Origin of the sequence: Streptomyces sp. NPDC101225 (assembly GCF_044767585.1) — a bacterium.
Classification (GTDB): domain Bacteria; phylum Actinomycetota; class Actinomycetes; order Streptomycetales; family Streptomycetaceae; genus Streptomyces.
In genome coordinates this window covers 103,986-126,469 of sequence record NZ_JBIWOE010000020.1, presented here as the reverse complement: position 1 = coordinate 126,469, position 22,484 = coordinate 103,986, and the positions used below count along the sequence as shown (strand labels likewise).

18 protein-coding genes are annotated in these 22,484 nt (G+C 72.0%); 7 read left to right on the top strand and 11 right to left on the bottom strand.

Going from position 1 to position 22,484, the window contains the following annotated elements; translation table 11 throughout:
• Nucleotides 1–44: 44 nt before the first annotated feature.
• From whiA to uvrC, 4 genes are read right to left on the bottom strand one after another with little or no spacing between them, the layout of a single operon-like run.
• Nucleotides 45–1,034: a DNA-binding protein WhiA gene (whiA, locus tag ACIRPX_RS26435; protein WP_404199309.1), complete on the bottom strand. Its 990-nt coding sequence runs from the start codon at nt 1,032–1,034 to the stop codon at nt 45–47.
• The gene (gene yvcK, locus ACIRPX_RS26430) at nt 1,025–2,101 is read right to left on the bottom strand and encodes a uridine diphosphate-N-acetylglucosamine-binding protein YvcK (protein WP_404199306.1); all 1,077 of its coding nucleotides are present in this window, start codon (nt 2,099–2,101) and stop codon (nt 1,025–1,027) included. Before yvcK ends, whiA begins: the two co-directional genes overlap by 10 nt.
• Nucleotides 2,098–3,057 (bottom strand): RNase adapter RapZ, encoded by a 960-nt coding sequence (gene rapZ, locus ACIRPX_RS26425; protein WP_404199303.1) that lies wholly within the window; start codon nt 3,055–3,057, stop codon nt 2,098–2,100. The genes yvcK and rapZ overlap by 4 nt, the downstream gene beginning before the upstream one ends.
• Nucleotides 3,054–5,084 (bottom strand): excinuclease ABC subunit UvrC, encoded by a 2,031-nt coding sequence (gene uvrC, locus ACIRPX_RS26420; protein ID WP_404199301.1) that lies wholly within the window; start codon nt 5,082–5,084, stop codon nt 3,054–3,056. Before uvrC ends, rapZ begins: the two co-directional genes overlap by 4 nt.
• A 350-nt stretch (nt 5,085–5,434) precedes the next feature.
• On the opposite strand from uvrC, the gene ACIRPX_RS26415 reads away from it, so the two are divergent.
• The 3 genes from ACIRPX_RS26415 (at nt 5,435) to ACIRPX_RS26405 (ending at nt 8,809) form a co-directional block, all read left to right on the top strand.
• Nucleotides 5,435–6,391 (top strand): hypothetical protein, encoded by a 957-nt coding sequence (locus ACIRPX_RS26415; protein ID WP_404199299.1) that lies wholly within the window; start codon nt 5,435–5,437, stop codon nt 6,389–6,391.
• A 142-nt stretch (nt 6,392–6,533) separates the two neighbouring features.
• Nucleotides 6,534–7,901 carry a substrate-binding domain-containing protein gene (locus tag ACIRPX_RS26410; RefSeq protein WP_404199296.1) on the top strand — a complete coding sequence of 456 codons (1,368 nt, stop codon included), beginning with the start codon at nt 6,534–6,536 and terminating at the stop codon, nt 7,899–7,901.
• The gene (locus ACIRPX_RS26405) at nt 7,898–8,809 is read left to right on the top strand and encodes a carbohydrate kinase (RefSeq protein ID WP_404199293.1); all 912 of its coding nucleotides are present in this window, start codon (nt 7,898–7,900) and stop codon (nt 8,807–8,809) included. Before ACIRPX_RS26410 ends, ACIRPX_RS26405 begins: the two co-directional genes overlap by 4 nt.
• Nucleotides 8,810–8,940: 131 nt before the next feature.
• Here ACIRPX_RS26405 and uvrA read toward each other — a convergent pair whose 3' ends face one another.
• Complete coding sequence (uvrA, locus tag ACIRPX_RS26400) at nt 8,941–11,970, bottom strand: excinuclease ABC subunit UvrA (RefSeq protein ID WP_404199290.1); 3,030 nt, start codon at nt 11,968–11,970, stop codon at nt 8,941–8,943.
• Nucleotides 11,971–12,193: 223 nt separating this feature from the next.
• Here uvrA and ACIRPX_RS26395 point away from each other — a divergent pair, with 223 nt between their 5' ends.
• Nucleotides 12,194–12,880, top strand: a complete 687-nt coding sequence (locus ACIRPX_RS26395) for a maleylpyruvate isomerase family mycothiol-dependent enzyme (protein WP_404199398.1) — start codon at nt 12,194–12,196, stop codon at nt 12,878–12,880.
• Nucleotides 12,881–12,936: 56 nt separating this feature from the next.
• A complete protein-coding gene (locus ACIRPX_RS26390; protein WP_404199287.1) occupies nt 12,937–13,593 on the top strand; it encodes an MBL fold metallo-hydrolase in 657 nt (218 codons plus the stop codon).
• Nucleotides 13,594–13,844: 251 nt separating this feature from the next.
• Here ACIRPX_RS26390 and aroQ read toward each other — a convergent pair whose 3' ends face one another.
• Nucleotides 13,845–14,318: a type II 3-dehydroquinate dehydratase gene (aroQ, locus tag ACIRPX_RS26385; RefSeq protein ID WP_404199285.1), complete on the bottom strand. Its 474-nt coding sequence runs from the start codon at nt 14,316–14,318 to the stop codon at nt 13,845–13,847.
• Nucleotides 14,319–14,419: 101 nt separating this feature from the next.
• Between aroQ and ACIRPX_RS26380 the strand changes: the two genes are divergently transcribed.
• Nucleotides 14,420–15,466 carry a S66 peptidase family protein gene (locus ACIRPX_RS26380; RefSeq protein ID WP_404199282.1) on the top strand — a complete coding sequence of 349 codons (1,047 nt, stop codon included), beginning with the start codon at nt 14,420–14,422 and terminating at the stop codon, nt 15,464–15,466.
• A gap of 63 nt (nt 15,467–15,529) precedes the next feature.
• Complete coding sequence (locus tag ACIRPX_RS26375; protein ID WP_404199279.1) at nt 15,530–16,834, top strand: MFS transporter; 1,305 nt, start codon at nt 15,530–15,532, stop codon at nt 16,832–16,834.
• On the opposite strand, the gene ACIRPX_RS26370 is transcribed toward ACIRPX_RS26375, so the two are convergent.
• The 5 genes from ACIRPX_RS26370 to ACIRPX_RS26350 form a co-directional block, all read right to left on the bottom strand.
• The gene (locus tag ACIRPX_RS26370) at nt 16,824–17,924 is read right to left on the bottom strand and encodes a calcium:proton antiporter (RefSeq protein WP_404199276.1); all 1,101 of its coding nucleotides are present in this window, start codon (nt 17,922–17,924) and stop codon (nt 16,824–16,826) included. The two genes, ACIRPX_RS26375 and ACIRPX_RS26370, sit on opposite strands and share 11 nt — an antisense overlap.
• Nucleotides 17,925–18,030: 106 nt before the next feature.
• The gene (locus tag ACIRPX_RS26365) at nt 18,031–18,345 is read right to left on the bottom strand and encodes a hypothetical protein (protein WP_404199273.1); all 315 of its coding nucleotides are present in this window, start codon (nt 18,343–18,345) and stop codon (nt 18,031–18,033) included.
• Nucleotides 18,346–18,472: 127 nt separating this feature from the next.
• A complete protein-coding gene (locus ACIRPX_RS26360; protein ID WP_404199270.1) occupies nt 18,473–19,474 on the bottom strand; it encodes a TerC/Alx family metal homeostasis membrane protein in 1,002 nt (333 codons plus the stop codon).
• 230 nt (nt 19,475–19,704) lie between these two features.
• Nucleotides 19,705–21,708, bottom strand: coding sequence for a TerD family protein (locus ACIRPX_RS26355; protein ID WP_404199267.1), 2,004 nt, complete (start codon nt 21,706–21,708; stop codon nt 19,705–19,707).
• Between the two features lie 83 nt (nt 21,709–21,791).
• Nucleotides 21,792–22,370 carry a TerD family protein gene (locus ACIRPX_RS26350; protein ID WP_404199265.1) on the bottom strand — a complete coding sequence of 193 codons (579 nt, stop codon included), beginning with the start codon at nt 22,368–22,370 and terminating at the stop codon, nt 21,792–21,794.
• Nucleotides 22,371–22,484 lie beyond the last annotated feature (114 nt).

The following is a 22,484-nucleotide window of genomic DNA, read 5'->3' as shown; positions in this document are numbered from 1 at the left end:
AAGTGGGCGGCGGCACCCGCGTGTTGACCGGACGTCGGCCGGGATCAGCCGACGAGGTTGTCGGCCATCTCCTCGGTGATGCTGGACTCCGTGCCCGGGATGCCGAGGTCGGAGGCGCGCTTGTCGGCCATCGCCAGCAGCCGGCGGATACGGCCGGCGACCGCGTCCTTGGTCAGCGGCGGGTCGGCGAGCGCGCCCAGCTCCTCCAGCGAGGCCTGCTTGTGGTCCATGCGCAGCCGGCCGGCGGCCGCCAGGTGCTCGGGGACCTCGTCACCGAGGATCTCCAGGGCGCGCTGGACCCGGGCGCCCGCGGCGACGGCCGCACGCGCGGAGCGGCGGAGGTTGGCGTCGTCGAAGTTGGCGAGGCGGTTCGCCGTGGCCCGCACCTCGCGGCGCATCCGGCGCTCCTCCCAGGCCAGCACCGACTCGTGCGCGCCGAGGCGGGTGAGCAGGGCGCCGATCGCGTCGCCGTCGCGGACGACCACGCGGTCCACGCCGCGCACCTCGCGCGCCTTCGCGGCGATCGACAGCCTGCGGGCGGCGCCGACCAGCGCCAGAGCGGCCTCGGGGCCCGGGCAGGTCACCTCCAGGGAGGAGGAGCGGCCGGGCTCGGTGAGCGAGCCGTGGGCCAGGAAGGCACCGCGCCAGGCGGCCTCCGCGTCGCAGGTGGCCCCCGAGACCACCTGCGGGGGCAGACCGCGGATCGGGCGGCCCCGGCCGTCCACCAGGCCGGTCTGCCGGGCGAGCTGGTCGCCGCCGGCGACGACCCGGACGACGTAGCGCGAACCGCGGCGCAGTCCGCCCGGCGCCATCACGATCAGCTCCGAGCTGTGGCCGAAGATCTCCAGGATGTCCCGCTTCAGGCGCCGCGCCGCCATCGCGGTGTCCAGCTCCGCCTCGATCACGATGCGCCCGCTGACCAGGTGGAGGCCGCCGGCGAACCGCAGGATGGCGGAGACCTCCGCCTTTCTGCAGCAGGTCCGGGTGACGGGGAGCCGGGAGATCTCGTCCTTCACCGCTGCCGTCATCGCCATGGGCCGATCCTTCCATGCATCCGAAAAATACGGTCGTACGCGGCAGCCAGCAGCTCCGGATCGTGCCGCGGAGTTCCGTCCCTCCGGGCCACCGGCGCCAGCTCGACCGCGGCCCCGAGCCGCTTGGCGGCCTCGGTGAGCACCTCGCGGTCGGGAACGGCGGCCTCGTCGGCCAGCACCACGTCCAGGGCGAGTTTAGGGGCGTGTCGTCCCAAAACCTCCAAATGACGCTGCGGTGAGAAGCCTTCGGTTTCTCCGGGCTGCGGGGCGAGGTTCAGCGGGAGCACCCGGCGCGCCTTCGTCTCGGTCAGCGCGTCCAGGAGGTCCGGCACGAGCAGATGGGGGATGACGGAGGAGAACCAGGAGCCCGGGCCGAGGACCACCCAGTCGGCGTCCAGGACCGCCTCGACGGCCTCCGGGACGGCGGGCGGACCGTGCGGCACGAGGTGCACGGACTGCACCTCGCCGGGTGTCAGCGCCACGGTCGCCTGGCCGCGCACCAGGTCGACGTCCTCGGGCCGGTCCGGATCATGCCCCTTGACCAGGGCCTGGAGCTCCAGCGGCACGGCGGACATGGGCAGCACGCGTCCGTGCGCGCCCAGGAGCTTGCCGACCAGGTCGAGCGCCTGGACGTGGTCGCCGAGCTGCTCCCAGAGGGCGACGATCAGGAGGTTGCCGACCGCGTGCTCGTGCAGGTCGCCCTTGGACTGGAAGCGGTGCTGGATCACCCGGGCCCAGGTCTGGCCCCAGTCGTCGTCGCCGCACAGCGCCGCCAGCGCCTTGCGCAGGTCACCGGGCGGCAGCACGCCCAGCTCGTCGCGCAGGCGCCCGCTGGAGCCGCCGTCGTCGGCCACGGTGACGACGGCGGTGAGGTCGCCGGTGATCCGGCGCAGGGCGGCGAGCGAGGCGGACAGGCCCATGCCCCCGCCGAGGGCGACGACCTTGGGCTGGGTGCCCCGGCGGCGCGGCCGGGCGCCCCGGGCCTCGACCGGCCGGCCGGTGCGCGACGCGGGCACCGTGCGGCGCAGCCGGCCGAGCCGGCTCGGCCGCAGAGAACGTTCTGTCATTCGCGTCCCATGTCCCGGTGCACGACCACCGTCTCGACGCCCTCGGCCGCGAGGCGCGCGGCGAGCTTCTCCGACATGGCCACCGAGCGGTGCTTGCCGCCCGTACAGCCGATCGCGATGGTCACGTACCGCTTGCCCTCGCGGCGGTAGCCCGCCGCGATCAGCCGGAGCAGCTCGGCGTAGCGGTCGAGGAACTCCTTGGCGCCGGGCTGGTTGAAGACGTACGCGGACACCTCCTCGTTGAGACCGGTGAAGGGGCGCAGCTCCGGGACCCAGTGCGGGTTGGGCAGGAAGCGCATGTCCGCGACCAGGTCGGCGTCGACCGGCAGGCCGTACTTGAAGCCGAAGGACATGACCGTCGCCCGCAGCTCCGGCTCCTCCTCGCCGGCGAACTGGGCGTCCATCTTGGCGCGCAGCTCGTGCACGTTCAGGCTGGAGGTGTCGATCACCAGGTCGGCGTCGCCGCGCAGCTCGCGCAGCAGCTCGCGCTCGGCCGCGATGCCGTCGACGATGCGGCCGTCGCCCTGGAGCGGGTGCGGGCGGCGCACCGACTCGAAGCGGCGCACCAGGGCGTCGTCCGAGGACTCCAGGAAGACGATCCGCCGGGTGACGCCCCGCTGGTCGAGGTCGGCGAGGGACTCGCGGAGGTTGTCGAAGAAGCGGCGGCCGCGGACGTCGACCACGACCGCGATCCGCGCCACGTTGCCCTGCGAGCGGGCGCCGAGCTCGACCATGGTGGGGATCAGGGCGGGCGGCAGGTTGTCCACGACGAACCAGCCGAGGTCCTCCAGGCACTTGGCGGCCGTCGACCGGCCCGCTCCGGACATGCCCGAGATGATCACCAGTTCGGGGATGGCCGAGTCCGGCATCCCGGCCGGCTCGCTGGTCGCGCCCGTGCTCACCTGTACTCCGTCTCCGCCTTGGTCCTGTTGCTCGTCGTGCTTGTTCACATTCATGTCTCCTGCCCCCGTCGTTCGTCCGGGGCGCCCGTCGTGACGCGCTCCCCGCCGGAACCCATGGTGCCGGGTTCCTCCTCCATGATCTCTCCAGTCGCCGTGTTCACGGCGGGTGCGGCCGGTGCCGCCTGGGCCAGGGCCACGGCGATCGTCCCGGCCGTCTTGCGGCCGATGCCGGGCACCTCGCAGATCTGGTCGATGGTGGCGGATCGCAGTTTCCTCAACGAACCGAAGTGCTTGAGAAGTGCCTGCTTACGGGTGTCCCCGAGGCCGGGCACGTCGTCCAGGGGGCTCGAACGGAAGCGCTTGGCCCGCTTGGTGCGCTGGTAGGTGATCGCGAAGCGGTGCGCCTCGTCCCGGACCCGCTGGAGCAGGTAGAGGCCCTCGCTGGTGCGGGGCAGGACCACCGGGTCCTCCTCGTCCGGCAGCCAGACCTCCTCCAGGCGCTTGGCGAGGCCGCACACGGCGACGTCGTCGATGCCGAGCTCGTCGAGGGCCTTCTTCGCCGCCGCGACCTGCGGCCGGCCGCCGTCGACCACGACGAGCTGCGGCGGATAGGCGAACTTCTTGGGGCGGCCGTCCTCCTCGGTGAGCGCGTCCTCGCCGTCGGCCCACTCCCCCGTCCGCTCCTTCTCCGCGAGGTAGCGGCGGAAGCGGCGGTTGATCACCTCGTGCATCGAGCGGACGTCGTCCTGGCCCTCGAAGCCCTTGATCTGGAAGCGGCGGTACTCGCTCTTGCGCTGCAGGCCGTCCTCGAAGACGACCATGGAGGCCACGACGTCGTCGCCCTGGAGGTGCGAGATGTCGTAGCACTCGATCCTGAGGGGGGCGCTGTCCAGGTCGAGGGCCTCGGCGATCTCCTCCAGGGCGCGCGAGCGCGTGGTCAGGTCCGAGGCGCGCTTGGTCTTGTGCAGCACGAGCGCCTGCTGGGCGTTGCGCTCCACCGTCTCCATCAGGGCCTTCTTGTCGCCGCGCTGCGGGACGCGCAGCGAGACGCCCGCTCCGCGGCGCTCGGTGAGCCACTCCTGGACCGGCCCGGCCGGCTCGGGCAGGGCGGGGACGAGGACCTCCTTGGGGACGGAGTCCCCCTTCTCCTCGCCGTAGAGCTGCTGCAGGGCGTGCTCGACAAGGGCGCCGGTGGTGACGTCCTCGACCTTGTCGGTGACCCAGCCGCGCTGGCCGCGCACGCGGCCGCCGCGGACGTGGAAGATCTGGACGGCCGCCTCCAGCTCGTCCTCCGCGACCGCGATCAGGTCGGCGTCGGTCGCGTCGGCGAGCACCACCGCGCTCTTCTCCATGGCCTTCTTCAGGGCCTCGATGTCGTCGCGCAGCCGGGCCGCCCGCTCGTACTCCATCTCCTCGGCCGCCTCGGCCATCCGCTTCTCCAGGCGGCGGATGTAGGTGCCCGTGCGGCCGGCCATGAAGTCGCAGAACTCGTCGGCCAGTTCGCGGTGCTCCTCCTCCGAGACGCGGGCGACGCAGGGCGCGGAGCACTTGCCGATGTAGCCGAGCAGGCAGGGGCGGCCGGTGCGGGTGGCGTTCTTGAAGACGCCGGCCGAGCAGGTGCGCACCGGGAAGACGCGCAGGAGGAGGTCCACGGTGTCGCGGATGGCCCACGCGTGGCCGTACGGCCCGAAGTAGCGCACGCCCTTGCGCTTGTGGCCGCGCATCACCTGCACGCGCGGGAACTCCTCGTTCATCGTCACCGCGAGGTACGGGTAGCTCTTGTCGTCGCGGTACTTGACGTTGAACCGGGGGTCGAACTCCTTGATCCAGGAGTACTCCAGCTGAAGGGCCTCGACCTCCGTGGACACCACGGTCCACTCCACGGACGCGGCCGTGGTGACCATGGTGCGGGTGCGGGGATGGAGGTTCGTCAGATCCTGGAAGTAGTTCGCCAGGCGCTGGCGCAGGCTTTTTGCCTTTCCGACGTAGATCACCCTGCGGTGCTCGTCACGGAACCTGTACACCCCTGGGGTGTCCGGGATCTCACCCGGCCGGGGGCGGTAGCTGGAGGGATCGGCCATGTCACACACCCTACTGGCGGGGGCCGACAGTCGGCGGGCCTGTGGACGACGTCCGGGGCCTGTGGACGACGACGTCCGGGGCCCTGTGGACGATGTCCGGCGCGGCTCCGGCCGGGCCCGCACGCCGCATCCGCGCCGGGCCGCCGATCGTGTCTCGGCCAGGAGCACGTCGCTGTTGGGTTTCAGGTGTTGTCGGGACTAGGTCAACACGCTTCAATGCGGGGGAACTCGGGGCCGTGAAGGACGGCGTACGGATGTGAAGACGCCCCGGCGCCGACGGGGTGGTCCCGAGTACGAGCGCGAAACCCGGCCCGACCAGCCGTAGTGAGCATTCACAGAAAGGCCCCTGCATGCCGCACGCCACACAGCACGCGGACGTCGCCGCCGTCGCCACCGCGGAACTGGACTCGGCCCTGCGGGGCGGCCCCTTCCACGTGGCGCTGCGTGCCGCGATCGCCGCCCGCGGACTGCCGCTGCAGCGGGTGCAGCACCATCTGTCGCGCCACGGGGTCAAGGTCGGTGTCACCAGCCTGAGTTACTGGCAGCAGGGGGCCCGGCGCCCGCAGCGCCCCGAGTCCCTGCGGGCCGTGCGCGCGCTGGAGGAGATACTCCAGCTGCCGGAGGAGTCCCTGATACGGCTCCTCGCCGAGCCCGACGAGGGTACGTCCGTGCGCCGGCCCGCGGGCCGCTCCTACCGCTCCCTGGTGGAGGCGTCGGGCGTCCTGCAGCGGATGCTGGCCGAGCTGGGCTCGCCGCCCGACGGCGGGCTGCACACCCTGGGCCACCACGAACTGGTGCGGATCGGCCCGCGGCGTGAGCTGGCGGCGCGCGAGTCGCACCACATCGTGCGCGCCCACAAGGACGGCGTCGACCGCTTCCTGGCCGTCCACCACGGCGACCCGGGATGCGCGCCGGAGCGCATGGGCGTGCAGGCGCTGGAGAACTGCCGCACGGGACGCGTACGCGTGCACCAGGACACGGGCGTGCTCGTGGCCGAACTCCTCTTCGACACCCGGCTGCGGGCCGGCGACACCTTCCTGTTCCGCTACGGCATCGAGGACGGGACCGCCGGGGTGTCCCGCGAGTACGTCCGCGGCTTCGGGCCAGCCGGCGGGCAGTACGCGCTCCAGGTGCGCTTCGACGCGAGAGCCCTGCCCTCCCGCTGCCACCGTTTCGCCCAGCACTCCCCGGCGGCCCCGCGCAGCGGCCGCCAGGAACTGCGCCTGAGCGACCCCCATCACTCGGTCCACCTCGTCGAGCCCCGGGTGCGGACGGGGATCGTGGGGATCGGCTGGGACTGGGAGTGAGCCTCCGCCCCTGGCGGTCCGGGGCGCCCCGCGCCGGACGTAAACGTTTGCGCAAGCGTTTACGTCGGGCGCGGAATGGGATACGGTCCGGCCCGGAGGCCCGCGCCCACGGTGAGCGGCGCGGCCCGGGAAGGGGATACCGATGGCCACCATGGCCGACGTCGCTCGCAGCGCCGGGGTCTCCGTGGCGACCGTCTCGCACGTTCTCAACGACACCCGCCCGGTCCTCCCCCACACCCGCCAGGCGGTCCTCGACGCGATCGACCTGCTGGGCTACACCCCGAACACCCTTGCCCGCTCCCTGGTGACCTCGCGCACCCGGTCCATCGGGCTCGCGGTCTCGGCGATCAGCAACCCGTACTTCACGGAGATCCTGCAGGGCGTCGAGGCCGCCGCCCTGGCACAGGGGTACAGCCTGCTCATCGCCGATCCGCACGACGACCCGGTGCACGAGCGCAAGGTCGTCCAGCTGCTGCACGAGCGCCGGGTCGACGGCATGATCGTCGCGCCGTCCGCGGACCCCCGGGAACTCGTCGCCTATCTCGGCCGGCACGAGGTCCCCGCCGTCTTCCTCGACCGGCTGGTCGACATCCCGGCCGAGGGGGCGCGGACGAACGGCGCAACGAGCGAAGACACGCACGCCGAGGGCGCACCAGAGGGCGGCACACCCGCCGAAGACGCACACGCCGGCAGCGCACCGCACGGCCGCACTCCGGCCGAGGGCACAGGCGCCGGCACCACACCGCACGGCAGCACACCCGGCGAAGACGCACACGCCGGTACCACACCCCACAGCGGCACACCCGCCGAAGACACACACGCCGGCACCCGGCCACACGGCCGTACCCCAGCCGAAGACACACGCGCCGGCAGCGCACCGCACGGCCGTACTCCGGCCGAGGGCGGCGCGCTCGTCGGCGGTGCGGCGCGCTACGACCAGGTCTGTGCCGAGAGTGCCGAACCGACCGCCCGCCTCGTCGCGCACCTCGCCGAGCTGGGCCATCACCGGATCGGGCTGGTCGCCGGGCTGCCCGGCCTCAGCACCACCGGCGAGCGCATCGCCGGCTACCGCCAGGGCCTGGCCGGCTCCGGGCTCCCCTACCAGGAGCGCCTGGTGGCGCACGGCGACTCCGAGTCCACCGGCGCCGAACGCGCCACCGCGGAGCTCCTCTCCCTGACCGCCCCGCCCACCGCGCTGGTCACCGCCAACAACACGATGACCATCGGGGCCCTGCGTGCCCTGCGGAACCGCGGGCTGTCCGTGCCGCGCGACCTGGCCCTGTGCTGCTTCGACGACTTCGCCTGGGCGGATCTGTTCTCGCCCCGGCTCACCGCCGTCGCCCAGCCCAGCAAGGAGATCGGCGCCCTGGCGGTGCGGGTCCTGCTGGAGCGGCTCGCCTCGCCCGGCCGCCCCGTCCGCACCCTGCGGCTGCCCTGCACCTTCGTCCATCGCAGCTCGTGCGGGTGCCCCGAACCGCTCCCGCAGCCCGAGAAAGGAACCGCCCCGTGATCGTCGTCGCCGGTGAGGCCCTGATCGACCTGGTACCGCAGGGCACGGGTGCCCTCGCGGGTCTGACGCCGGCGCGTGGCGGCGGCCCGTACAACACGGCCGTCGCGCTCGGCCGCCTCGGCTCCCCCACCGCCTTCTGCTCCCGCACCTCGCACGACGCCTTCGGCGAGGCGCTGCTCGACGGGCTGCGCGCGGCGGGCGTCGACGTCTCGGGCGTACAGCGCGGTGCGGAACCGACCACGCTCGCGGTGGCCACCATCGACGCGAACGGCTCGGCCTCCTACTCCTTCTACGTCGAGGGCACCGCCGACCGGCTGTTCTCCGCCGCGGCCGCGCTCCCGGCGGAGGCGCGCGCCGTGTCCTTCGGGACCTGCTCGCTCGTCCTGGAGCCCGGTGCGACCGCCTACGAGACGCTGATGCGCAAGGCCGCAGCCCAGGGCGTGCTCACCGCCCTCGACCCCAACATCCGGGCGGGCCTGATCCCCGACGCCGACGCCTACCGGGCCCGGTTCACGAGCTGGCTGCCCTCGGTGACGCTGCTCAAGCTCTCCGAGGAGGACGCCCTCTGGCTGGGTGGTTCCCCGCGCGAGTGGCTGGCCGCCGGGCCCGCGGCGGTCGTGATCACGCACGGCGGCGACGGGCTCTCCGTGGTCACCCGGGACGGTGCCGAGTACTCCGTGCCGGGCGAGAAGGTCGACGTCGTCGACACCATCGGTGCCGGTGACACCGTGAACGCGGCCCTGCTGCACGGTTTGTCCGAACGGGACGCGCTGTCCGCGGACGGTCTCGCCGCGCTCGGCGCCGACGGCTGGACCCGGCTGCTGGGGTTCGCGGCCCGGGCGGCCGCGATCACCTGCTCGCGCGCGGGCGCGGAGCCGCCGTACGCCGACGAAGTGGGCGCGGTTTAGGGGGCGGTTGCAGGGACGTGGTTCAGGGGCGCGGTTGCAGGGACTTCGCCCGCGTCACTGGCCCCGGTGCCTTGACTGGCGGCGCCCCACGGGGAGTTGTCCCGCGGGGCGCCGCCCGTCTCCGGCGGTGGTCAGGCCTTGCGTGCCCGCGTCGTCTTCTTCGCGGGAGCCGCCTTCTTCGTGGTCCCGGCCGCCTTCCCGGCGGCCGTGGTACCGGCGGTCCTGGCCGTCGCCGTCTTCTTCGGCGCCGACTTGGCCGCGACGGTCTTCCTGGCCGCCGGCTTGCGCGGGGCCTTCACCGAGGTCCCGTCGCTGATGCGGTCGGCGCCGAGGATCTCCCGCAGGAACTTGCCCGTGTGGCTCGCCGGGACCCCCGCGACCTCCTCCGGTGTGCCCTCGGCGACGACGAGTCCGCCGCCCGCGCCGCCCTCGGGGCCCATGTCGACGACCCAGTCGGCGGTCTTGATCACGTCGAGGTTGTGCTCGATGACGATGACGGTGTTGCCCTTGTCGACCAGGCCGGACAGCACCTTCAGCAGCTTGCTGATGTCCTCGAAGTGCAGACCGGTGGTCGGCTCGTCCAGGACGTAGACCGTGCGGCCGGTGGAGCGCTTCTGCAGCTCGCTGGCGAGCTTCACGCGCTGGGCCTCGCCGCCGGACAGGGTGGTCGCGGCCTGGCCGAGCCTGACGTAGCCGAGACCGACGTCGTTCAGCGTCTTGAGGTGGCGGTTGATCGCCGGGACGGCCTCGAAGAAGTCCATGGCCTCCTCGATCGGCATGTTCAGGACCTCGGAGATGGACTTGCCCTTGTAGTGGACCTCCAGGGTCTCCCGGTTGTACCGGGCGCCGTGGCAGACCTCGCACGGGACGTAGACGTCCGGGAGGAAGTTCATCTCGATCTTGATCGTGCCGTCGCCCGCGCAGTTCTCGCAGCGGCCGCCCTTGACGTTGAAGGAGAAGCGGCCGGGCAGGTAGCCGCGGACCTTCGCCTCCGTCGTCTCCGCGAACAGCTTGCGGATGTGGTCGAACACGCCGGTGTACGTCGCCGGGTTGGAACGCGGGGTGCGGCCGATCGGCGACTGGTCGACGTGCACGACCTTGTCGACGAGGTCGTCGCCGTCCACGCGTGTGTGCCGCCCGGGGACGCTGCGGGCGCCGTTGAGCTCGCGTGCCAGGTGGGTGTAGAGGATGTCGTTGACCAGCGTCGACTTGCCCGAACCGGACACGCCCGTGACCGCGGTGAACACGCCCAGCGGGAACGAGACGTCGATGTCCTGGAGGTTGTTCTCGCGGGCGCCGTGCACCGTGAGCAGCCGGGACGGGTCGTGCGGGCGCCGGATGCCGGGCAGCGGGATGGCCTTTCTGCCGGCCAGGTACTGGCCCGTCTGCGACTCGGTGTTGGCGAGCAGCTCCTTCAGGGAACCGCTGTGCACGACCTTGCCGCCGTGCTCACCGGCACCGGGGCCGATGTCGACGATCCAGTCGGCGACCTTGATGGTGTCCTCGTCGTGCTCGACGACGATGAGCGTGTTGCCCATGTCGCGCAGCCGGACCAGGGTCTCGATCAGCCGGTGGTTGTCGCGCTGGTGCAGGCCGATCGACGGCTCGTCGAGGACGTAGAGCACGCCGACGAGGCCGGAGCCGATCTGGGTGGCCAGGCGGATGCGCTGCGCCTCGCCGCCGGAGAGGGTGCCCGCGGCGCGGTTGAGCGAGAGGTAGTCCAGGCCGACGTCGACCAGGAACCGCAGCCGTTCGTTGACCTCCTTCAGCACGCGCTCGGCGATCTTCTTGTCACGCGCGCTCAGCTTCAGCTCGCCCAGGAAGTCCGCGCAGTCGCTGATGGACATCGCGGAGACCTCGGCGATCGACCTTCCCATGATCGTGACCGCGAGGACGATCGGCTTCAGGCGCGTGCCCTCACAGGTGGGACAGGGCACCTCGCGCATGTAGCCCTCGAAGCGCTCGCGGCTGGCGTCGCTCTCGGCCTCGCTGTGCCGGCGCTTCACGAACGGGACGGCGCCCTCGAAGGGCGTCGTGTACACGCGCTCGCGCCCGTACCGGTTGCGGTAGCGGACCTCGATCTGCGTCTTGTGGCCGTGCAGGAGCGCCTTCTTCGCCCGCTGCGGCAGGCCCGCGAAGGGGATGTCCGTCCGGAATCCCAGCGCGTCCGCGAGGGCACCGACGAGGCGGCCGAAGTAGTCCTTGGTGTGCCCGTGCGACCAGGGGTGGATGGCGCCCTCGTCGAGTGACTTGTCCTCGTCCGGGACGATCAGCTCCGGGTCGACCTCCATGCGCGTGCCGATGCCGGTGCAGTCCGGGCAGGCGCCGAAGGGGGAGTTGAAGGAGAAGGAGCGCGGCTCCAGCTCCTCGAAGGACAGGTCGTCGTACGGGCAGTAGAGGTGCTCCGAGTACATGCGCTCGCGCTCGGGGTCGTCCTCGGGGAGGTCGACGAAGTCGAGCACGACCATGCCGCCGGACAGGCCGAGCGCGGTCTCCACGGAGTCGGTGAGGCGGCGCTTGGCGGAGTCCTTCACCGTCAGGCGGTCGACGACCACCTCGATGGTGTGCTTCTCCTGCTTCTTCAGCGTGGGCGGGCTGGAGAGCTGGATCGTCTCGCCGTCCACCCGCGCGCGGGAGTAGCCCTTGGTCTGCAGATCGGAGAAGAGGTCGACGAACTCGCCCTTGCGCTCGCGCACCAGGGGCGACAGCACCTGGAAGCGGCTCCCCTCCGGCAGCTCCAGGACCCGGTCGACGATGGCCTGCGGCGACTGGCGCGAGATCGGGCGGCCGCACTCGGGGCAGTGCGGCTTGCCGATGCGCGCGAAGAGCAGGCGGAGGTAGTCGTAGACCTCGGTGATGGTGCCGACCGTCGAGCGCGGGTTGCGCGAGGTCGACTTCTGGTCGATGGAGACGGCCGGCGACAGACCCTCGATGAAGTCGACGTCGGGCTTGTCCATCTGGCCGAGGAACTGGCGGGCGTACGAGGAGAGCGACTCCACGTAGCGCCGCTGGCCCTCGGCGAAGATCGTGTCGAAGGCCAGGGAGGACTTGCCCGACCCGGACAGGCCCGTGAAGACGATGAGCGAGTCACGAGGCAGGTCGAGCGACACGTTCTTCAGGTTGTGCTCACGCGCGCCACGGACGATGAGACGGTCGGCCACAGCCGGTCCGCACCTTTCTTGAGAGAAGTGACAGGGGCAGGGCCCCGTGCTTCTTCAGACTAGGGGGAGCCACTGACAACGCCGGTCGGATTCCGCGATGCATAACAATCCGCGGCTCTCCAGCATGCCCGGCGCCACCGCCGACCATATAGCACGCGCATTCGATTTACGGCACTGCTTCACCACCTTCACCCAAAGGTGTGGCGGAGCTAGGGTCATGACCATGATTGATCACGGTCATGACCTGGCCTCCGTACGTGACGCGACCGACCGGCTGCTCACCGCAGCCGCCGCACTGGACAACGCGGCCGTGGCCGAGCCGTCACGGCTCCCGGGGTGGAGCCGCGGCCATGTCCTCGCCCACCTCGCCCGTAACGCGGACGCTCTGGTGAACGTCCTCGACGGCCGTCCCATGTACGTCTCCGGGCAGGCCCGGGACGCCGACATCGAGCGTGACGCCCCGCGCCCGCTGGACGTCCAGCTCACGGACGTGCGCGAGAGCGACGCGCGCTTCCGCAGGACGGCGGCCGTGCCCGCGGACTGGTCGCGCACGGTGGAGCTGCGCAACGGTGTCACCGACTCGGCGTCCAGGGTGCCGTTCCGGCGCTGGGTCGAGGTGGAGCTGCACCACGTCGACCTCGGCATCGGGTACGAGCTGGAGGATCTGCCGGCGGAGTTCACCGAGCGGGAGATCGACTTCCTGGCGCGGCGCTTCTCGGGGCACCCCGATGTGCCCGCCACGCGTCTGACGGACGGCACGCGCGCGTGGCGGACGGGCCGCGAGGCGACGGAGCCGGAGGTCACCGTGACGGGTCCGGGGCCCGAGCTGCTCGGCTGGCTCGCCGGGCGCCGCGACGGTTCCGGGCTCGCCGTGCGGGACGGCTCGCTCCCGGCGCTTCCCCCGTTGTGACCGCGCGGCCTGTGGCCGGGGACACGCGCGCGCTCCCCGGCGATAGGCTGACCGCCATGACGTACAGCGGACAGGTGACGGTCGGCGGCCCGGCGGACGTGCACGAGCTCAAGGACCTGATGATCACCAAGATCGCGGTCGGCCCGATGGACAACAACGCCTATCTGCTGCGCTGCCGGGCCACCGACGAGCAGTTGCTGATCGACGCGGCGAACGACGCGGACACCCTGCTCGGCATGATCGGCGACGACGGCATCGCCTCCGTCGTCACCACGCATCAGCACGGCGACCACTGGCAGGCCCTCGCCCGGGTCGTCTCGGCCACCGGCGCGCGCACCTTCGCCGGCCGCAAGGACGCCACCGGCATTCCGGTGCCGACCGACGTCCTCGTCGACGACGGCGACACCGTCCGGGTGGGGCGCGTGGAGCTCACCGCGCGCCATCTGGTCGGGCACACGCCGGGCTCGATCGCCCTCGTCTACGACGATCCGCACGGCCATCCCCACGCGTTCACCGGGGACTGCCTCTTCCCGGGCGGTGTCGGCAACACCCGGAAGGATCCGGAGGCGTTCGCCAGCCTCATCCACGACGTGGAGACGAAGATCTTCGGCACGCTGCCCGACGAGACCTGGGTCTACCCGGGCCACGGCAACGACACGACCCTGGGCGCGGAGCGGCCGCATCTGCCGGAGTGGCACGCGCGCGGGTGGTGAACGCGCGGGACTCCATCCGCAGGGGTGTGCGCACACAGCGCACGCGCCCCGTGTGAAGCGTTCACACGCGCCGGGGTCATGTGCGCGCTCCCGGCACACCGGGAGGAGCAGTCCACTGGAACCAGCCCCGCACAGGATGACGGCTCCTGCGCGGCATGGGCCGCCGGTCTTTCGATCCCCGCCCTCGACCGGCGGCCCCGGCGTTGCCCGAGCAGGGCAGCCGTAAGGGGCGCCCGCCCGGACGACGGGACTTACGCGTCCGCCTGTGCCGCCCCCGCCAGAGCGGCGACGCGCTCCACGCCGAACACGTACCCCTGCACCCCGCACCCGGCGATCACGCCGTCCGCGCGCAGTGAGACGTACGAGTGGTGCCGGAAGGACTCGCGCTGATGGATGTTGGAGATGTGCACCTCCAGCACCGGCATACCGTCACAGGTGTTGAGCGCGTCCAGGATCGCGACCGACGTGTGGGAGTAGGCGCCGGGGTTGATCACGATCCCGCAGTGGTTCAGCCGCGCCTCGTGGATCCAGTCGACGAGCTGCCCCTCGTGGTTGGACTGCCGGAGGTCCACCGTGCCGCCGTGCGCGGCCGCCGCCCTGGCGCACAGGGCCTCGACGTCGGCGAGGGTGTCCTTGCCGTAGATCTCCGGCTGTCGCTGGCCGAGCAGGTTCAGGTTGGGCCCGTTCAGAATCATGATCGGGGCGTTGGCCAGGGTGCGGGGCACGGTTCCTCCGGTCCTGTGGGTTGCGGCGATCCGTCGGGACCGCTGTCCGGACCCGGTTTATCACGGTGCATCCGCGCCACCGCGGCCCGTACCCTCCCGGCATGACGGCGATCTCGTACCCTCCCAAGCCCTCGCCCGGCGACCGTGTGGCCGTGGTCTCGCCCTCCGCGGGCCTGCCGGGACTTCTCCCGCGCCCGTACGAACTCGGGCTGGAGCGGCTGCGCACGGAGTACGGGCTCGAACCGGTCGAATACCCGGCGACGCGCCGGATGGGTTCGACGCCGCGGGAGCGGGCCGACGACATCCACGCCGCGTTCGCCGACCCGGACGTGAAGGCCGTCGTCGCGTCGATCGGCGGCGACGACCAGATCACCGTCCTGCCGTTGCTGGACCGGGAGTTGATCCGGTCCAACCCGAAGCCGTTCTTCGGCATGAGCGACAACACCAACCTGCTGCTGTACCTGCGCAACGCCGGGATCGTCGGCTTCCACGGCGCGACGGTGATGTGCGAGCTCGGCCGCCCGGGCGCCATGCACCCGCTGACCGCCGACTCCCTGCGGGCCGCGCTGTTCACCCCGGGCCCCTACGAACTGCGGCCCGCCGAGCGCTGGAACGACGTCAACGGCGACTGGACGGACCCCGCGACCTTCGACCGGGAACCGCCGTCCCGGCCGGGCGGCGGCTGGACCTGGGTGAACGCCGGCCGGGCGATCGAGGGCCGCTCCTGGGGCGGCAACCTGGAGATCCTGGGCTGGCTGCTGATGGCCGACCGGGAGATCGCGCGCGACCTGGCCGAGTACGACGGGGGTGTGCTGTTCCTGGAGACCTCGGAGGAACTGCCGAGCGCCGACGAGGTCTTCCGCACCCTCCGCAACATGGGCGAGCGCGGCCTGCTCCAGCGCTTCTCCGCCCTGCTGATGGGCCGTGCGCGGACCTGGTCCCTCCAGCGCCCCAGCAGCCCGGAGGAAGCGGCACACTACGCGGCCGGCCAGCGCGAGGCCGTCCTGCGGGCCCTGCGGACGTACGCCCCGGAGACCATGATCGTCTTCGACGTCGACCTCGGCCACACCGATCCGCAACTCGTCATCCCCTACGGCGGCTTCGTCCGCGTCGACGGCCCCGCCCGGCGCATCACCGTCACATACTGACGAGCCCCGATCACCTCCGCGCGCCCCCGTAACCGGCGATCACGCCGGGTGGTTGACGCAGGCATGCACGACGTACGCCCCGTGACCGGACCCTCCATGCTGCGGCTCGCGACCGCCTCGCTCGCCGGGACGGCCGTCGAGTTCTACGACTTCTTCGTCTACGGCACCGCCGCGGCCCTGGTGCTGGGGCCGCTGTTCTTCCCGGCGTTCTCGCCGGCGGCGGGGACGCTCGCCGCCTTCGCGACGTTCGGCGTGGGCTTCCTCGCGCGGCCGCTGGGCTCGGTGCTGTTCGGGCACATCGGGGACCGGCGCGGACGCAGGCCGGTCCTCGTCGGCTCGCTGCTGCTGACCGGCGCCTCCACGGTCGCCGTCGGCTGTGTGCCCTCGTACGGGTCGATCGGTGTGGCCGCTCCCCTGCTGCTTCTCGTGCTGCGTTTCCTCCAGGGTCTCGGGCTCGGCGGCGAGTGGGGCGGGGCGGTCCTCCTCACCGCCGAGCACGCGCCCGCCGAACGGCGCGCCCTCTGGTCGAGCTTCCCGCAGATCGGACCCGCCGCCGGGTTCCTGCTCGCCAACGGTGTGGTGCTGGGGCTGTCGGCCGCGTTGTCCGACGCCCAGTTCGCCGAGTGGGGCTGGCGCGTGCCCTTTTGGGCGGCCGGGGCACTGGCGACGGCCGGACTGTGGCTGCGGTCCTCGCTCACCGAGAGCCCCGGCTTCCTGGAGATCGGCGAGCACGCGCGCGTGCCGCTCGCGGAGGTCCTGCGCGAGCACTGGCGACGCGTCCTGCTGACGGCCGGCGCCCTCGCCATCGGCTACGCGATCTTCTACACCGTCACCACCTGGTCGCTCGCCTACGGGACCGAGCGGCTCGGGGTGAGCCGTACCGTCATGCTGACCTGCATCATGGCCGCCGTATGCGTGAAGGGTGCGCTCACACCCGTGTCCGCCCTGCTCGGGGACCGCTACGGGCGGCGGACGACGTGCCTGGCCGGCTGCTGTGCCGCCGTGCTGTGGATGTTCCCGACGGTCGCCCTTCTCGCGACGGGCGAACCGCTGCTGATGTTCACCGGCTTCCTGGGCGCGCTGATCGCCTTCATCACGATGTTCGGGGTGGTCGCCGCCTACCTGCCCGAGCTGTACGAGCCGCGGGTGCGCTGCACGGGAGCCGCTGTCGGCTACAACCTCGGCGGGGTGCTCGGGGGCGCGCTCACGCCGATCGCGGCGACGGCGCTCGCCGGGCAGGGCGGCCGGGTGCCGTGGGGCGTGGGGGCGTATCTGACGGGGATCGCGCTGCTGAGCCTGGGCTGCTTCGCCCTGCTGCCCGAGACGCGGCCGGTGCCGGCCGCCGTCCCGGAGGCGGTCACGGATTGATCGCCAGCTCCAGATAGGCGGCGAAGAGCACCAGATGGACCCCGCCCTGGAGCGGTGTGGCCCGGCCCGGCACCACGGTCAGCGAGGCCACCACCACGGTCAGCGCGAGCAGCACCATGTGTACGGAGCCGAGGCCGAGGACGAGCGGTCCGGAGAGCCAGATGGAGGCCAGGGCGACCGCGGGGATGGTCAGGCCGATGCTGGCCATGGCGGAGCCGAGGGCGAGGTTCAGGCTGGTCTGCACCCGGTCGCGGCGGGCGGAGCGCAGGGCGGCGATGGTCTCCGGGAGCAGCACCAGAAGGGCGATGACCACACCGACGACGGCTTGGTGCAGCCCGGCCGCCTCCACTGCGGACTCGATCGTGGGCGACACGCCCTTCGCCAGCCCGACCACGCCGATCAGCGCCAGGAGCAGCAGGCCGAGGCTGATCCGGGCGGCACGGGCGGAGGGTCCGTCGGCGTGGTCGTCCGCCGTGATCACCTCGCCCTGGCGGGTGATCGGCAGGAAGTAGTCGCGGTGCCGCACGGTCTGGGTCGCGACGAAGAGGCCGTAGAGGATCAGCGAGGAGAGCGCGGCGAAGGTGAGCTGGACCCCTGAGAACTCCGGGCCGGGCTTGCTCGTGGTGAACGTCGGCAGCACCAGGCTGAGCGTGGCCAGGGTGGCGACGGTCGCGAGGGCGGCGCCCGTGCCCTCGGGGTTGAAGACCGCCGTTCCGTGGCGCAGGGAGGCGGCGAGCAGGCAGATGCCGACGATGCCGTTGCACGTGATCATGACGGCGGCGAAGACGGTGTCCCGGGCCAGCGTCGAGCTCTTGCCGCCGCCGTCTGCCATGAGGGTGACGATCAGCGCGACCTCGATCACCGTGACGGCGACGGCCAGCACGAGGGAGCCGAAGGGCTCGCCGACGCGGTGGGCGACCACCTCGGCGTGGTGCACGGCGGCCAGCACGGCGCCGGCGAGAACCAGCGTCACCAGGACGACGACGGCACCGGGCAGATCGCGGCCCCAGGTGAAGACGAGGAGGACGATCGCCAGCACCGGGACACTCGACGTCCACTGTGTCGTGAGCGACCTCAGCCGAGCGATCATGAAGTGATCGTCGCAGAGGCGCCCGGGCCCCGCACTCCGGTCGGCCGGACCCGGCCCCGGGCCGGCCGCGGCCGGGACCCCGGCCGGTGTGCGGGGCCCGCGAACCTCACTTGATCTCGGTCGTCTCGAGCACGTCGCAGTCGGTGAAGGACGGCGGCCTGGTGCACAGCGCGGCCATGCGCTCCGCCATCTTCGTCGTCTCGGGGTCGTTGCTGTTGCGCATGGCCTCCTCGTAGGAGTCGAACTCGATCACGACGAGACAGCGGCCCGGCGTGTTGCGGTCACGCAGGACGAGACGGTGCGTCGGTCCGCCGCTGCGGCCGGCGAACTTCTTGTCCATCTCCTCGGACAGGGCGCGCATCTCGTCGAGCCGGTCGGTCTCGAAGTCCACGATCTGCACGAACTTCATGGGTGCGTCCACGGGTGCCTCCCCCGGCCTGGGCGCTCCCCGAGCGGAAGCGCCGTCCCCCCAACGAAGCACCGGGAGCGGTCGTCGGCAATTCGGAGCGCACCCCTCCCGGTGGTGGTTGTTTCTACGCCGGTCGTCGTCAGGTCCGGATGCTGTCCTTCGCAGCGCTTTCGCTCTCCGCCCGCGCCGCCTCGTCGGCCGCCTGCTTCCGGGACGCCCGCAGGCTGGTGATCGTGGTGACGATCAGGACGGAGCAGATGACGCCGAGGGAGACCGGTATGGAGATCTCCGGTACGTGCACCCCGGACTCGTGCAGGGCGTGCAGCACCAGCTTCACGCCGATGAAGCCCAGGATGATCGACAGGCCGTAGCTGAGGTGGACCAGCTTCCGCAGCAGGCCGCCGATGAGGAAGTACAGCTGCCGCAGACCCATCAGCGCGAAGGCGTTGGCGGTGAACACGATGTACGGGTCCTGGGTCAGGCCGAAGATCGCGGGGATCGAGTCGAGCGCGAAGAGCACGTCGGTGGTGCCGATGGCCAGCATCACGACCAGCATCGGGGTCATGACCCGCCGGCCGTTCTCCTGGATCCACAGCTTGGTGCCGTGGTAGCGGTCGGCCACGCCGAATCTGCGCTCGGCGGCCTTGAGCAGCTTGTTCTCCTCGAACTCCGCGTCCTCCTCGTCGGCCCGGGCCTCCTGGACGAGCTTCCAGGCGGTCCAGATCAGGAAGGCGCCGAAGAGGTAGAACACCCATGAGAAGCTCGCGAGGATCGCGGCGCCCGCGGCGATGAAGACCGCCCGCAGGACCAGGGCTATGAGGACGCCCACGAGCAGGACCCGCTGCTGGTACTGCGAGGGGACCGCGAACTTCGCCATGATCAGGACGAAGACGAAGAGGTTGTCGACGCTCAGCGACTTCTCGGTGATGAAGCCGGCGAAGAACTCGCCGCCGGCCTCGCCGCCGCCGAGGACGAGCAGGCCGAGGCCGAAGAGCCCGGCGAGGGCGATCCAGACGGCGGTCCAGATTCCGGCTTCCTTGATGGACACGTCGTGCGGCTTGCGGCCGATGAAGAAGTCGACGGCGATCAGGGCCGCCAGGCCCACGACGGTGAGGACCCACAGGGTCACGGAAACTTCCACTGCGCCTCCGGCGGTATGTAACGGCAAATGTCGGCGTCGTCGCTACCGGAGGTCTCTTCCACCCAGGCGCGGGCCCCGGGCCGGCGCCCCGGGATCCGGCTGATCCGTACTGACGGGTGCGCCGCAGCAGACAGGGAGTACTCCCCTCCGTGAGGAAAACAGTACCCCAATCACCAAGAAAAGGTAAAGCGATGAGCAAGAGAAGCATCAAATACCCTGCTCAGGGCTCTTTACCTGTACTTGGTGCGAGCAGTCGCGACCTGGGTGAGCACCTGCTGGAGCACCTGGCTGCCGGGCGGCACCAGCGGCGGCTCGTACGTCCAGGCGTGGCCGACCCACGGGTCGGCCAGATGATGGTCGGGCACCGGAGTGAGTCGCAGCAGCGAACGCCACAGCGGGTCGAGCAAAGGCCCGTAACCGGCGGCCTCCTCACGGTCCGCGACCAGCATCAGATGGACCCCGACGGCCGGGCCCTCGTCCGCGAGGTAACGCAGCTGGTTCACCGCACGGTCGTCGAATCCGTGCGGGAAGTCGTTGACGACCAGGAGCTGCTCGGCGGTGTCCAGGCCCGGCGGCAGCGAGTCGGCCGCCCCGCCGCGCACCGCCATCTGCACCAGGTCGACCCGCTGGGTGAGTCGCGTCAGGACGTCCGAAACGCCCGCCGCGCCCAGAGCGGGCGGCGCCGCGAGCACGCCGGTCCGCACCAGCGGCACGAGCGCCTGGGCCCCGGAGCCGGCCGGGTCGACCACGTGCACGGCGAACTCGCCCGCCGGATAGACCGCGAGCAGCCGGGCCGCCAGCGCCACGGCGGTCTCCATCGCGAGGTGCCGCAGCGCGTGGGCGTCCGGGCCCGCGTCGCCCAGATGGGCGGTGCGGCCGCCGTCGATCCACAGGCCGCGCTCCAGCGGCAGGCGGACCAGCATCGGGATGCGCAGCGACTCGCTCTCGGGCAGCCGGAGATCGCCCACGCGCACGGCCATGGGGATCTCCATCGGCACCCGGTAGCCGTGCCAGACGGGGTTGTCCCAGCGCGCGTACGCGGGCGGCAGCGCGGGCTCGACGACGTCCGACTCCGCGCCGAGCTGCGCGAGATCCCGGTCGAGCGCTTCCCTGGCCTGGTCGACCAGCCGCAGGTACTTGGCGCGGGCCGCCTCGCGCGCGGCGTCGCCCTGCCCGCCGATCCTGCTGCGGGGGTCGGAGAGGACCTGGTCCAGCTCCTTCTCCCTGCGCGACTCGGCGAAGTCGACGGCGCTGCGGTACGCGGCGGTGGTGCGGGCCAGGTCCTCGAACATGCCCCAGACCTGGTTGTACAGCCGCTCGTCCATGGACCAGCCGGTCGCGTCGCCTGCGACGGGCTGCGCGGGCTGCCCCGGCGGGCCCGCGGGCGCGGTCGGCGGGGGCGGCGGCGGTGCGGAGGTCTGCCGGCCCGGGTGGCTGTAGTCGACCGGGCCGCCGGTGGTGGGTGTGGCCGGCCGGGTGACCGCGGAGGGGTCGACCGGCCCGGTGGAGGGTTCCGGCCGGGTCCCCTGCGGTTCGTACGGGGACGAGGGCTGCGGGCCGGCCGGCCCGGGGGTGCCCTGGCGCGTGGGGCCGCCCTGGTCGGGGCCGAGCGCCGGTGCGGCGGTACGGCGTGTGCGGTCGCCGTCCGACGCCCGCTGCGGGGGCGCGGGGACCGAGCGCGCCTGGCCGTGGGCCACGGCGTCGTTGATGGTGCCCGCGAGCTGGTGTGCCTCGGACAGGCCCTGGTCGGTGAGGAGTTCGGCGAGGCCGCCGGCGTATCCCTGGCCCACGGCGCGGACCTTCCAGGCGCCCTGACGGCGGTAGAGCTCCAGGGCGACGACGGCCGACTCGGCGTCGAGACCGGTGATCGTGTAGCTGGCGACCTCGGCGCCGTCGAGACCGGTGACCGCGACGAAGGGGGCGGCCACCGCGCCGAAGCGGACCGGGCCGCCGGAGCCCGCGGGCAGGGCGAGCAGCACGTTGACGCGGTGGACGGCCTCCGGCATGACGTCCAGATCCACCGCGAGACGGTGGTCGGCGGCCGCCTGCTTGGAGACCTCCAGCCCCGGCAGGGTGGGCGCGCCGGGGTGGGCCACCCATGCGGCGTCGCGCGCCCTGCCGTCCGCGTCGCCGAGCGTGGCCGAGGCGACGATCGGGGTGCCGGCCGAGATCCGGATCTCGAGACGGGCCCGGGAGAGCGGGTGGTTCTGTCCCCGCACCAGCTCGGCCGTCATCGCGCTCGTCCCCCTGTGTCGCTGATGTGTGGTGTCGTGAGCGCCGGGGCCCGTCGCGCGGACGGGCCCCGGCGCAACAGGCCCTAGAGGTGCGGCAGGATCGTCGGCATCAGGTCCTGGAAGGTGCGGCCGTTGGCCGGGGTGCCGAGGGCCGTCATCGTCCAGCCGGAGCCCGAGCGGTGCACCTTGGCCATGATCTGGGCGGTGTAGGCGCCGCCGCCCGCCAGCGTGTAGCGGGCCAGCTCCTGGCCGTTGGTCTCGTCGACCAGGCGGCAGAACGCGTTCTGCACCTCCTGGAACGTCTGGCCCGTGAAGGAGTTCACGGTGAAGACGATCTGGTCGATGTGGACCGGGACACGCGCGAGGTCGACGAGGATCGCCTCGTCGTCGCCGCCCTGTCCGGCACCGCCGACGAGGTTGTCACCGGTGTGGCGCACGGAGCCGTCGTCGCTCACCAGATGACGGAAGAAGACGACGTCGACCGGCTGCTTGTCCGCGAACAGCACGGCGGAGGCGTCCAGGTCGATCTCCCGGGTGCGCGAGCCGAACAGGCCGCGCCGGGGAGCCGCCTGCCAGCCGAGACCCATGCGCACCGCGGTCAGGCTGCCCCCGTCGTTCTTCTGCAGACTGATGGCCTGACCCTTTGTCATGTTGACGGTCACGCGCTGATTCCCCTTTCGAGCTGTCCCCTGTTGCCGCGATACCGCGGTTGTCGAGAACCCTACGCAGGGCCACCGACAGTGACGAACCCCGACCCGTGCTTTGTGTCGGTCTTG